Raw genomic sequence first — 12,598 nt, forward strand, 5'->3', positions numbered from 1 at the left:
ACGATCACCCACCTCGGGGGGACGATGAGCGATCAGCAACTCCCGCGGCACGATACTGGGGCCCGTCGTGGACGCGGTACGCGGTTTACGCGCTGCCCGACCCGACCTCAACGACGCCTTGACCTGCTTTTTCATCTCCCCACGCGGGAACACATACAAAGCCTGATAGATCGCTTCATGACTGATGCGCATGCCCTCATCCTCCGGGAAATCACGCACCAGCCGAGCGCTGATCTGTTGCGGCGACCAGTACTCGTCACCACTGAGTTTGTCCCACACATACGCGCGTAACCGATCATTGTCCTCCAGCTTGCGCAACTTCGGACGCGCCCGCCGACGCTGCGCGCTGCGATGGGCGTAGGCCGCCCCATACGGGCGGTGCACAGCCCGGTTACGCCGCAACTCACGACTGATCGTCGACGGGGAACGCTGCAGATCACGCGCGATCTCGCGGACCCCAAGACCCGCAGCGGTCTTGTGCGCGACCAGATCACGCTCCTGCGCCGACAAATACCGTGACTGCGGACCAGGCCCCTGTTCATCCACTACGCTCGGCCGGGCAACTCGAGGGATCACTCCTCCATGTTTGGCCACCAACCGGTAACCCAACCGAGAAGAGAACCCCGCGCGTCGCGCGGCCAGCGCCGTGGGCATACCCTCCCGCCGCGCCTGCCAAAACTCCCACACTGCCAACGGCGGCATCGACTGACCACGCCTCAACACCCGCATCACACACCCCAATCACTCAGAGTGTTGCCACGTTCCCTTGAACCCGCCCGTCGACTGTGCGCTCGGGACCGTCGACTGTGCGCTGTAGACCGTCGACTGGGCCCTTGCGACCTCCCGACCGATCGCTCGGTCTTGACCTCGTGGTGTGGATGTGCAACTCTGCTCTCAAGAGCGCCCCGACACACATCCGCACCTTCATGTGACCGATTGAGTCAGGCGCACAACTGATTTCGTAGTGGGCAGCGCACCGATGGCGGTGCGCAGTCGGCGCTGGCCAAAACGATGCCACGGAATCGACTCACAGGAGAGGGGCCACGGTGGCCACAGGAACGTCGTCAACATCCGATCGGACATTCGAGGGACGCACCGCCGTCATTTCAGGCGGTAGCCGCGGGATCGGGCTTGCGATTGCGACCGCGCTCGGCGCTCGAGGAGCCAACATCGTGCTGCTGGCCAAGACCGACGCACCGCACCCGAAGCTGCCCGGCACCATCCACACGGCCGTCGAGGAGATCGAGGCGGCGGGCGGCAAGGCGACGGGCGTTGTACGCGATGTGCGCAATGAAGACGACGTCGCGCGTGCTGTCCAGACAGCGGTCGATACCTACGGCGGCGTCGACATCTGCATCAACAACGCGAGCGTGTTGAACCTGACGCCGACAGAAGAACTGCCGATAAGCCGGTTCGATCTCATGCAGCAGGTCAACGTCCGAGGGACCTTCCTGCTCACCCAGAAGTGTCTTCCGTACCTGCGAAAGTCGCCGAATGCGCACGTGCTCACGCTGTCGCCGCCGCTCAACATGAGCGCAGCGTGGCTCGGCAAGCACCCCGGCTACATGCTTGCCAAGTACGGAATGACGCTTGCGGCAATGGGTTTCGCCGCCGAATATGCCGACGCCGCCGTTGCGAGCAACTGCCTGTGGCCGGAATCGACCATCGCAACCGCCGCGGTCCGCAACCTGCTCGGTGGTGACGAAGCCGTCGCGCACTCCCGATCGCCGCAGATCATGGCCGACGCCGCTGTCGCCGTGCTCTCCAAGGACTCCACGCAGACCGGCCGGTGCTACCTCGACGTCGAGGTACTGGCTGAGGACGGTGTCACCGACTTCTCGATCTACGGCGGGCAGGACCCGATCGAGTACGACATCTTCGTCGACCCGCGGTAGCCGTTCTCCCGGATCAGTAGGTGGCCCACTCGCCCTGGGCGTAGCGCAGGATCCGCGGGTCCATGAGGGTCGACGGTGGCATCTCGAGTGGCTGTCGGTCGAGTGGGAACACCGCGGCCGCAGACAGTTCGGCTTCGCTGAGGAAGCGCATCGGCCCCGGAGCGCGCAGGTGGAGCTTCGGGGGCGTGCCCTCATCGGCGAGAAAGAATCCCCAGTCGCCGAACGACGGGACGTCGACGTGGTACGGCGTCACGGCGAGTCCGGCAGAACGCAGCGTCGACCCGATGCACCAGTACGACTTCGGCGCGAAGTACGGTGAGCCGGACTGCACGACGATCCGCCCGCCCGGTGCGGAGTGGGCCTTCACGAGTGAGTAGAACTCGGTCGAATACAGCTTGGCCGTTGCTGATTCGTCTGCGTCGGGCATGTCGACGATGATCACGTCGTACCGCTCGTGCTGCTGTCGCAACCATGTGAAGGCGTCGGCGGTGACGATGTTCGCGCGCGGATCGTTCATGGAGTTGCGGTTCAACTCGAGCATTCGGGAATCAGTGCGTGCGAGGTGAATCATCGCGGGATCGAGTTCGACGAGCGTCGGCCGAACACCGGGGTAGCGCAACACTTCTCGTAGGGCGAGGCCGTCGCCGCCACCGAGGACGAGTACCGACGCAGGCGTCGACCCGCCAACGCTGCTGCGGGCCACCGCGTCGGCCATCGCGGGGTGGACGAGTGCTTCGTGATAGCGGTACTCGTCGCTCGATGCGAACTGCAGGTCCCCGTTCAGATACATCCGCGTATCGCGCCCGGAGCCGATGCGTCGCTCCGTGATCACGATGTCCTGATACTGCGTACGTTCTGCTGCGACGATCGGGTCTCGATACATCGCCTGACGAGCGGTCACCTCAAAACGGTCGGCATAGACCAGCGCGGCAACCAGTACCGCGATCACCGCGACAGCGGCCACACTCAGCACAGCGAACCCGGTGCGCGTCAGCGACTTCCGAAACATCACGAAGACCAGGAAGCAGCCGGCGATGGCGTTGACGAGGCCGACGACGATCGCGCCGCGCAACTGTCCGAACACGGGCAGCAGTACGAACGGGAAGCACAGCCCGCCGATGAGTGCTCCGATGTAGTCGGCGGCGAACAGGTCGGCGACCGCAGAACCTGCCTCCTGCTTGCGAATACGCTGCAATAGCACCATCAGCAGCGGGATCTCCGCGCCGATCAGCAGACCCAACACGAAGGCGACCACCACAAGTGCCTGGGTGTACAGCGAGAGATACGCGAACGCCGCGTACAGCGCCAAGACCGACAGTCCGCCAAGCAGTGCCAGGGTGAGTTCGATGGCTGCGAACGCTGTGACCGCATGCCGCTGCAGGGGTTTGGCCGCGAGCGAGCCGACGCCCATCGCGAAGACCATGACCGCCAGCACGATCGATGCCTGTGTCGCGGTGTTGCCGATCAGGTACGAGCCGAGCGACACCAGCGCCAGCTCGTACACGAGACCGCATGCCGCGCAGACGAATACGACCGCGAGCAATCCGACACGGGCGAACCGTGATCGAGGTGCGACGTCGTCGGCCAGGAGAGTCACAGAATTGCGGCGGCGACGATCACTGCGATGCCGACGTGTGAGATGCCGTGGACCCACACCGCGGGATGGCTTTCCGTCCCGATGACGATCTCGCCGAGCTTGCCCGGAGTGAACAGGTCGATGATGAAGAACGTCGCGCACATCACGGCGAGACCGATCAGTGTGTAGATGACGGTGTACGTCAACCCGACCGCGAGGCGCCCCTCGCTCGCCGCAATCGCAGCGGTGACGATGATCGCGACCGCAATCAGATTGGAGCCGACGAGGATTCCCGCATTACGGTTCCGGTCGATCCACAGCTGATGACGCAGGTTGCCCGGCGTCAGAGCGTCGATGACAGCGAAGGAGATCAGCATCAGCAACACCCCGACACCTGCGTAGGCGGCGGCGTAGTAGGTGTTGGTGAGGATCGCGTGGGCCGAGATCATGTGTGTACTCCCGTGTCTCATGCTTGCTCTGATCGGACTGCTGTGTGCGGGCAGAACGTGCATCCCGCTCTGTGTTTGTGCGCCTTACTTTCCGGTTCCACTGCCACCGCCGCGGTTGGAGCTTCCCGATCCCGAGAAGTCGGGTGTCGGGACCCAATAGCCGCCGACGTAGCTGTGATAGTGGTTGTACCCGGATCGGTAGTCGCGGCTGACCATCACCTTGGTTTTGCCTGTGGCATAAGGGAAAAGGCCGATGAGGTAGCCCGGGTACTGCAGAAACTGTGTATCTGCCACGTTGCCCGCGTTCGCGGAGTCGCCCGCGCGCTGGTCGGTGGGATTCTGCGCGGAGGTGAGTTGCGCGGCCACTGTCGACGGGTCGCCATCGGCGACGTACGCGTCGACGTCGGACTCGTCGAGCGAACTGTCCCGCTGGTAGTGCGACGTCACGTAGGCGCGCGCGTCCCCTGTCGCGGCTCCTCGAAGCGCGCTGACCGCGTACGAGCCGAGCACTACCGCCGCGACCAGCACAATCAACGCGATGATGAAGTTGCGAGCGAAACGGAGCCGTCGGGCAGGGTCGGTGTTTCCGGAGCCGGGTGGTCGTTGACCGTTGGGGTCGGGGCCATTCGGGCCGCCCGGCCCCAAGAAGCCTCCCGGCGGATACGTCATGAGCGCACCGCCAGCGTCCCGCGCTCGAGTCGGCTCGACGTCAGAACCACCTCGCCTGCCTGCGGATACGTGTGCCACGTGCGCCAGATGAGCGCGTCGTCGTCGATGTCGGCGGTCACCGCAGTCACCGCGAGCTCGTTGCCGGGGAATCGTCCGAGTAACGCCGGCAGCCCGGCGCGCGCATGTCCATCGACCTCGGACTCGATCTGTTCGAGCATCTCGGCCATCGCATCGGAGCTGCACTCGATGACGCGCGAGGAGAACACGTAGCCGTCGGCCTGGAAGCTGTCCGGCAGTGCGGTGGTGATGTCGGGGAGGCAGGCGACCGTCTCGCACAGCTCGTGCGCGTCGTCGGTGATGACGATCTGGTGGCTGGCACCGAGCAGCCGGATGGAGAACGTCAGCGACCCGATGGTGTGATCTGCCGTAGCGAGCGGCTCACGCTGGGACGCGGTCAGCGAGAAACCGAGCTGACCGGCCCGAGTGTCGGAGAACGCGACGTCGAGGTCGGTGAACGGGCTCACCGCTGCCCCGGGCCGGGATTCGACGGATAGATGCGGTACTCCGAATGGGCGAGCACCTCGCCGCGTGCGCATTCCCAACCACTGCCGTAGTCCTCGAAGGACAGTCGGTCGTTACCCGCAGCGTAATCGTGGTAGCGCATCCGACCGACCTGGGCGAGGCCCGTCGTTCCGAACGACGTGAACTGCGCCGAACCGGCCTCGTCGTTGGTGTAGCGCCGACCTTCGAGGTCGACGTATGCCGGTCCGGGGGTCAGGGTCACGCCGCTGAGTTCCTGCCAGAGGACCACCTCGAGGTCCGGATCGTCCTCGACCGAGATCCAGGCCTTCCGACCGAGGCCGGTGTCGAGGAAGTTCTCTGCCCACGAGAAGCCGTCCTGCGAGAGCTTCAGCGTGCCACGGACCGCAAACGTCTCTCCGCGGATCTCGACGAGGTCGCCCGGCTTGAGCTGGCGAGGATCGCCGCGGACGGCGTCGTCGTCTGCGCTCGAGAAGGGGTCGCGCGGCTGGTACGTGCGCGAATACAACCCGTCCCGCTCGGCCTGCTCGCGCTTGCGTTTGGTCAAGACGTTGAAGACGAGCACGACGACGATGATCGCCAACAGAGCGATGACGATGATCAGCAGGAATTCCATTGGTCAGAGGATAGTGGGTCGGTCCGGACATTCGGGGCACCGAGTGTCGGTGCCCCGAATGACGTCCAGCCGGACCCGCTGAACCCCGGCTCTACTGAATCTTCGTGTCGATGAACCGGGTCGAGTAGAGGTCGGTCGCGGGGATCTGCGCGGGTAGATCAGATCCGGTCTTGTTCAGCACCGGGATCAGCTGATTGATCGACTCCTGCGCCTTGGCCATGTCGATGCCGCCCCACACGCCCGCGGCGTCCGGGCCGATCACGCCCTTCTCCTTGAGGATCTTGGCCGAATACGACGCCTCGCCCGCGCTGTACGGACTGAACGAGACGTCCTGCGAGACCCAATCGGTGATGGTCTTGTTGATCGCATCGGGTGAGTTCACGTAGTTCTTCCCGGTCTGCTGGATCATCGGGACCAGCTTCTCCAAGCAGGGCGAGAGCTTCTCCATCTTGTCGGGCCGCACACTCACGTTCGACGCGTAGACGTCGTAGCCGGCGTCGCGGACCATCGCGTAGGCGACGGGCTTGTCCCACGACGGTGTCTCATGCTCGTAGGTGTAGGGCTCGGAGTTCACGAACCCCTGCTGCGCGATCGAGGGGTCGCCGACGAATCGCGCTGGCGCGCCGTCGTATCCGGTGTCGAGCTGGCTCTGCTTCAGTAGCCCCTTGGCCACCAGCCACTGCGGAAAGACCTGCTCCTTCGAGACGACGACGGTCGCGTCGGACTTGCCGATGTCGGCGATGGTGCGCCAGTCGGGGTGCTTCTCCGGATCCCACATCAGGATCGACGGGTTGTACTGCAGCAACGGGGTGAGTGCGACGACCCGCTGCTTCGCCGCAGCCGAGACGAGCTGGTCGCCGTGGACGAGCCCGAGGTCGATGTTGTCGTCGGCGTGCATCACCGAGGGAACCGACTGGAAGCCGATCGCGGGGCCTCCCGCTCGCAGGGTGATGTCGACGCCGGTGTCTTTGCCGTCGTACGCGAGCGGGCCGGTGGCCGACTTCTGGTTCGCGTCGACGGTGTAGCCGGGACCCATCAGTCCGATCACGCCCGCCATATCCGACTGTGGCTGCCACTGCAGTTGCACCACAACGTTTTTCGGGCACACGGATGCGAGGTTGTACTCGGCGGGTGCGGGTGGCAGCGACTGCGCTGAACCCGACGACGTCGACGACGAGTCGGTACACCCGGCGAGCGCGGCGACACAGGCGGAGGCGGTTGCCGCGACGACTGCTGCGCGTACTGACAGTCTGCGACGTCGCGAGGTGACGTGAGACGACGAATCTGTGGACACGGTGGAGCTCCTCTTGCGGAAGGGTGAACGAGACCGACGTCGCCGGTCCCTGGAGTGGGTTACATGTAAATGTAGGGGCCCGCGGCGAAACCCGCGAGTCCGCTGCATGTAGCGCCGATGAGCGGATCTCGTGTCGAAAAACGCGTCTGACATGCACTTTGGCGGTACTTTACCTGCGTAGACGGGGTCAAGTCCCAGGCTTCTGTCACATACTGTTTACGTCAGGTCACGTGCCCGCAATGCATGTAACCAACAATCAGAAAACGAATTAAGTCCGACTCTTACATGTAGGCGCTCTCATGTGCCGTGGCTCTGATGGATGTACCCATGAACCTGATCGACACCGTCAACGACGCTGACGCGAGGCATCTCACCAAGGGTGTGATGATCTCGGCGTCGGGCGTATCGAAGCAGTTCGACTCCGGCACAATCGCTCTCGCCTGCGTCGACCTCGACATCGCCCGTGGCGACTTCGTCGCGATCGTCGGACCCTCCGGCTGCGGCAAATCGACGCTCCTGCGCATGGCTGCGGGTCTGGAGGCGCCGACCACCGGAAGCGTCGCACTGGCCACCGATTCGGTCGGTGTGATCTTCCAGGAGCCGACACTGCTGCCGTGGCGTTCCGTGCAGGCCAACGTCGAACTGTGTGCCGAGATCGCGCGCGAGCCACGCTCGGAGCGTCGGGCACGTGCCGCCGCGGCGATCGACGCCGTAGGCCTTGCCGGCTTCGAGAAGCAGCTTCCGCGCACGCTCTCGGGTGGCATGAAGATGCGAGTCTCGTTGGCGCGCATGCTCACCAAGGAACCAGAGGTGATGTTGCTCGACGAGCCGTTCGGCGCGCTCGACGAGATGACGCGCCTCGACATGCAGGCAGAACTGTTGCGGCTCTACGGCGATAGGGGATTCACCGCGCTGTTCATCACCCACTCGATGCCCGAGGCTGTGTTCCTCGCCAACCGCGTGATCGTGATGTCTGCCCGACCGGGCCGGATCGCTGCCGACATCCGCATCGACCTGCCCTATCCCCGTCAACCCGACATCCGCTTCGACCCGGCTTTCACGTCGTACGTCGCCGCGATCTCCGAAACACTCCGAGGTGCCTGATGACCATCACAACGACTGCAATGACACATGATTCGACGTCGAGCACCGCTGTCGCAGCAGCGGCGCCTGCCGCCTCGACCTCGGGAGACGCATCAGGTGGCGGCGCAGCGTCGTCGGCGAGATCTCGAGTGCGCACGGTAGTGCGCATGGTCGTACCTCCCGCGGTGTCGCTCGCCACGGCGATCGGGCTCTGGTACCTGGTCAGCATGGTGATCCTCTCTCCGCAACGGCGATTCCTTCTTCCGCCGCCGCACGAGGTGTTGACCAACTCGCTGCTCGACAAGGCTCACGTCAACCCCATGCTCGACGCGCTCTGGGTCACCGCGAAGGTGAGTCTCGTCGGCTTCCTGTTCGCCGCCGTCATCGGGATCGCCATCGGTGTGTTGATGAGTCGCGGCTCGCTGATGGAACGGGCGATCTACCCGTGGGCCGTTGTGCTGCAGGTGATCCCGGTTCTCGCGATCGTCCCGTTGATCGGTCTGTGGTTCGGGTACGGCATGGTGGCCCGCACCATAGTGTGTGTGATCATCGCCATCTTCCCGATCATCGCCAACACCCACTTCGGACTCACCTCCGTCGACCGTGGCATGCACGAGTTGTTCACGCTGTCGAAGGCCTCGCGCACCCAGCGGTTGCTGAAACTCGAGTTCCCCGCAGCACTTCCGGCGATGATGACCGGATTCCGCACGGCGTCGGGGCTCGTGGTTGTCGGTGCGATCATCGGCGACATGTTCTTCGCGAAAGGCGAACCGGGGATCGGTACGCTGCTCGACGTCTACCGCGCGCGTCTGCAGTCCGACGATCTCATCGCGGCCATCGTGCTCGCGTCACTGTTCGGCATCGCCGTCTTCGCGGTGTTCAGCATGCTCAACGCCGCCGTCGCCCGCCGCCGCTGACCGCCCACTCGTAGCCCGCCAATCGCCACCCGAAGAAGGAAACCCAGACATGTTCACCGTCCCCATCATCGACATCTCGCCCTACGCCGACCCGCAGAGCACGCCCGAACAACGAGCACGGGTTGCGCGTCAACTCGACGAAGCCTCTGCCACCGTCGGATTCATGCAAATCGTCGGACACGGGATCTCCCAGGGCGTCGTCGACGGTCTCACCGAAGCCCTCGATGCGTTCTATGCACTCCCGCTCGACGTGAAGAAGAACTACACGCGGCCGGGTGCCAACCGTGGCTACAGTCCGCCCAAGAGTGAGTCGCTGAGCATGAGCCTCGGTGTGGCAGCGGCGAACCAGATGAACGACTTCTACGAGGCGTTCACAGTCGGGTCTGAGCAATCCTGGTATGCCGCAACAGATCTTCCCGAGTCCAGCTATCCAGACAACACCTGGCCCGACGACGCGGTGGCGAGCTTCCGCCCGGCCGTCGAGGAATGGTTCGCACAGGCGCGTGATGTCTCGCGAATCCTGTTGCGCGCCTTCACCGAAGCACTCGGACTTCCGGACGGTTACTTCGACGCGCTCACCGATCACTCGATCGATGCGTTGAAGATGAACAACTACACGCTGCCGGAAGGTGAGATCGAACTCGCGGGCGAGTTGACGGGAATGGGCGCCCACACCGACTTCGGCATCCTCACCGTGTTGTGGGCCGACCGTGTGCCGGGATTGCAGGTGCTCGATAGGGACGGCACCTGGCACGACGTACAGCCCGAGCCCGGCGCGCTCATCGTGAACCTCGGCGACGCGATGGCCCGCTGGACCAACGATCGCTGGATGTCGACCATTCATCGGGTCGATCCGCCCGTCGTCGACGGGAAGATCATCCGACGACGTTCCGCGGCCTTCTTCTTCGACGGCAACTTCGACGCCGTCATCGAAACACTGCCCGGCTGCTCGCGCACAGACCAGCCCGGATACCCGCCGATCACCGTCGCCGACAACATCAACGCCAAGCTGGCCGGAATGAAGCAGGGGGTGGCGCCCAAGGCCGTCGACCGGGAGGCGCAGCGTCTGACGTCGGCGCGCGCGGCGCGGTAGGGCGTTACGCTCGATGACCGTGACGGTTGGAGGCGGTGAGGGCGCATTGCTGACTCAGTCTGTGGTGCGCCGACTGCGCGACGAGATCTTCGCCGGTCAGATGGCCCCGGGCACCCCACTGAGCGTGCCGGGCCTCGCCGCGCGTCTGGAGGTGTCGCGCAGCCCAGTCCGCGAGGCGGTGCAGCAGCTCGTCGTCGAAGGTCTTGCCGAATACACCCCGCGGGTCGGCGCCAAGGTGGCCGCGCTCGACGAGACGAGTCTGCGCCACGTCTTCGAGGTCCGCGAGGTGCTCGACGGTCTCGCTGCCCGGCAGGCCGTCGAACGGGTCACCTACGCCGAGATCGACGACCTGTGGGAGCAGGTGCGCACCCAGGAGTCCCTGCTCGCCGAGGCAGCAGATCACCATCGCGACTCTCAGCTCGACCTCGACTTCCACACCGCGGTGCGGTCCTTGTCGGGCAACAAACCGCTGTGCGACGCGTTGTTCAAACTCGACACCCAGTCGCACCTCTACCGCTCCGACATGTGGCAGCACGACGTGAACCGACGTCTCGCGGTGGCCGAGCACCATCGAATCGTCAGCGCGCTGGAGGCGGGCGACGCCGCGGGAGCGCAGACCGCGGCGCAGGCACACGCCGCCGGGGTCTTGGTTCGGTTGCTCAGATCGTGACGGGGACGGGCGCGACGGGGACGGGCGAGCTCACCGAGCTGCCGCCGAGCCGGTGGAGCGCGTATCCCGACACGCTCGCCGACGTGATGCCGTGGATCGGGCGGTGCCTCGGCGTCGACCCTGTCAGCGGTGATGAGCCGGGAGCGAGCGAGCGCACTCGCCTTCCCGAACTCGACGCGGCGTCGGTGGTGCTCCTGCTCGTCGACGGCCTCGGTGAACGACAGCTCGCCGCCCACGCACACCTCGCACCGACACTCACCGGATTGGGTGGCACCGTGCTGCGCGCGGGCTTCCCGTCGACAACGGCGACGTCGATCACCAGCCTGATGCGCGGCGAACCAGCAAGCGGGCACGGGATCATCGGCTACAGCTTCGTGCCGGACGACGCGGCGCGCAGCCACGGACCGGCCCGCACGCTGAACATGCTGCGCTGGACACTCGACAGCGCCGACGGCCCCTCTGCCTACGACGTCTATCCGCCCACCACGCTGTGTTCGGGTGAGGGCGTGATCGGGGCGCTCGAGCGGTCGGGGATACGCGTATTTCAGGTGATGCCCGGCGAGTTCAAGGACACGGGCTTCACCACCGTCGCCTCCGGTACCGCAGGCAGGCACCTGCCCGCCAAGGCCCCGGCCGAGATTCGCGCGGGCATTACCACCGCGCTGACCCGGACGCTGCCCCGCTCACACCGGCCGCGAGTGGTCTACGCCTACCTCGCCGACCTCGACACCGCCGGTCACATCTACGGTCCCGGCTCCGACCCCTGGTGCGACGCACTGCGCACCGTCGACTCCCTCGTTGCCGACATCCTCGCCGACCTTCCGTCCGACGCCAGGCTCGTCGTGACCGGCGATCACGGGATGCTGCGCGCGGGAAAGACAATCGACCTCGACGCCGAGCCCGCGTTGTCGTCGGGCGTCGCACGAGTAGCGGGCGAGGCGCGGGTGCGGCAGGTCTACGCGATCGACGGGGCCGTCGACGACGTCGCGGATACCTGGCGCGATCTTCTGGGCGACGACGCGCACATCGCGCCACGCGAACAGGTTCTCGCCGAACACTGGTACGGACCCCGCGCCACCGATCACGCGGCTGCGCGCATCGGCGACCTCGTCGTCGTGGCGAAAGACCGCACGGTGCTCACCCGACCGGCCGCCGAGCCGGGGGAGTCGCGCATGCTCGGACACCACGGGGGCTGGACTGCCGACGAACTGCTCGTGCCGCTGCTGATCGGCAACGATTCCGCGAACCACTCCTCGAGCGCCGGCTCACCGTCGACCTTGCACTCACCGGGGTCGAGTGCTAAAACGGACGTTGGCACTCACGGATCGTGAGTGCTAGGTCGGGACGGTGAGATCGGTACCGAATGACACACCGGTCGTCCGTCGCGGGCACCGAGTCCGGCCATACAAACCTAGTGTCACCCCCTATCGGAGGATCACTTACCCATGGCCAAGCAAATCGCGTTCGATGAAGAGGCCCGTCGCGGCCTCGAGCGGGGTCTCAACACCCTCGCCGACGCAGTCAAGGTGACGTTGGGACCCAAGGGTCGCAACGTCGTTCTGGAGAAGAAGTGGGGCGCCCCCACGATCACCAACGATGGTGTGTCCATCGCCAAGGAGATCGAGCTCGAGGACCCCTACGAGAAGATCGGTGCCGAGCTCGTCAAGGAGGTCGCCAAGAAGACTGACGACGTCGCTGGCGACGGCACCACCACCGCAACCGTTCTGGCTCAGGCACTCGTGCGCGAGGGTCTGCGCAACGTGGCCGCAGGCGCCAACCCGATGGGCCTCAAGCGC

At 65.2% G+C, this 12,598-nt stretch carries 14 protein-coding genes; 7 read left to right on the forward strand and 7 right to left on the reverse strand.

The genetic code is table 11. The features are described 5' to 3' along the window. Positions 1-546, reverse strand: a 546-nt coding sequence (locus tag B3T59_RS19960) for a helix-turn-helix domain-containing protein (protein ID WP_287004939.1), incomplete at its 3' end; no start/stop codon positions are given. A 500-nt stretch (positions 547-1,046) separates the two neighbouring features. Here B3T59_RS19960 and B3T59_RS19965 point away from each other — a divergent pair. Further along, a complete protein-coding gene (locus tag B3T59_RS19965) occupies positions 1,047-1,895 on the forward strand; it encodes an SDR family oxidoreductase (RefSeq protein ID WP_287004940.1) in 849 nt (282 codons plus the stop codon). A gap of 13 nt (positions 1,896-1,908) precedes the next feature. Here the strand turns inward: B3T59_RS19965 and B3T59_RS19970 are convergent, their stop codons facing one another. The 6 genes from B3T59_RS19970 to B3T59_RS19995 all read right to left on the reverse strand — a co-directional run bounded on the left by B3T59_RS19970 (position 1,909) and on the right by B3T59_RS19995 (position 7,039). Next, complete coding sequence (locus tag B3T59_RS19970) at positions 1,909-3,492, reverse strand: polyamine aminopropyltransferase (RefSeq protein WP_287004941.1); 1,584 nt, start codon at positions 3,490-3,492, stop codon at positions 1,909-1,911. Then, positions 3,489-3,920, reverse strand: a complete 432-nt coding sequence (locus B3T59_RS19975; protein ID WP_287004942.1) for a DUF350 domain-containing protein — start codon at positions 3,918-3,920, stop codon at positions 3,489-3,491. The genes B3T59_RS19970 and B3T59_RS19975 overlap by 4 nt, the downstream gene beginning before the upstream one ends. An 84-nt stretch (positions 3,921-4,004) precedes the next feature. Further along, positions 4,005-4,589 (reverse strand): DUF4247 domain-containing protein, encoded by a 585-nt coding sequence (locus B3T59_RS19980; protein WP_287004943.1) that lies wholly within the window; start codon positions 4,587-4,589, stop codon positions 4,005-4,007. Continuing rightward, positions 4,586-5,113, reverse strand: coding sequence for a DUF2617 family protein (locus tag B3T59_RS19985; RefSeq protein ID WP_005204829.1), 528 nt, complete (start codon positions 5,111-5,113; stop codon positions 4,586-4,588). The genes B3T59_RS19980 and B3T59_RS19985 overlap by 4 nt, the downstream gene beginning before the upstream one ends. Continuing rightward, positions 5,110-5,745, reverse strand: a complete 636-nt coding sequence (locus tag B3T59_RS19990) for a DUF4178 domain-containing protein (protein WP_287004944.1) — start codon at positions 5,743-5,745, stop codon at positions 5,110-5,112. Before B3T59_RS19990 ends, B3T59_RS19985 begins: the two co-directional genes overlap by 4 nt. A 91-nt stretch (positions 5,746-5,836) precedes the next feature. After that, positions 5,837-7,039, reverse strand: a complete 1,203-nt coding sequence (locus B3T59_RS19995; RefSeq protein ID WP_251722203.1) for a nitrate ABC transporter substrate-binding protein — start codon at positions 7,037-7,039, stop codon at positions 5,837-5,839. 327 nt (positions 7,040-7,366) lie between these two features. Between B3T59_RS19995 and B3T59_RS20000 the strand changes: the two genes are divergently transcribed. From B3T59_RS20000 to B3T59_RS20025, 6 genes are all read left to right on the forward strand, one after another. Then, the gene (locus B3T59_RS20000) at positions 7,367-8,143 is read left to right on the forward strand and encodes an ABC transporter ATP-binding protein (RefSeq protein WP_251722205.1); all 777 of its coding nucleotides are present in this window, start codon (positions 7,367-7,369) and stop codon (positions 8,141-8,143) included. 146 nt (positions 8,144-8,289) lie between these two features. Next, positions 8,290-9,039 carry an ABC transporter permease gene (locus B3T59_RS20005; RefSeq protein ID WP_376782675.1) on the forward strand — a complete coding sequence of 250 codons (750 nt, stop codon included), beginning with the start codon at positions 8,290-8,292 and terminating at the stop codon, positions 9,037-9,039. Positions 9,040-9,088: 49 nt separating this feature from the next. Beyond that, a complete protein-coding gene (locus B3T59_RS20010) occupies positions 9,089-10,132 on the forward strand; it encodes an isopenicillin N synthase family dioxygenase (RefSeq protein WP_287004946.1) in 1,044 nt (347 codons plus the stop codon). A gap of 13 nt (positions 10,133-10,145) precedes the next feature. After that, on the forward strand, positions 10,146-10,802 hold the full coding sequence (locus tag B3T59_RS20015) for a GntR family transcriptional regulator (protein ID WP_064862301.1): 657 nt from the start codon (positions 10,146-10,148) through the stop codon (positions 10,800-10,802). Between the two features lie 86 nt (positions 10,803-10,888). Next, positions 10,889-12,133: an alkaline phosphatase family protein gene (locus tag B3T59_RS20020; RefSeq protein ID WP_231894727.1), complete on the forward strand. Its 1,245-nt coding sequence runs from the start codon at positions 10,889-10,891 to the stop codon at positions 12,131-12,133. 114 nt (positions 12,134-12,247) lie between these two features. Further along, the coding region (locus tag B3T59_RS20025; protein ID WP_287004947.1) for a TCP-1/cpn60 chaperonin family protein at positions 12,248-12,598 on the forward strand (351 nt) is incomplete at its 3' end.

The sequence above is a fragment of the Gordonia sp. UBA7860 genome (assembly GCF_002500165.1).
GTDB lineage: Bacteria > Actinomycetota > Actinomycetes > Mycobacteriales > Mycobacteriaceae > Gordonia > Gordonia sputi.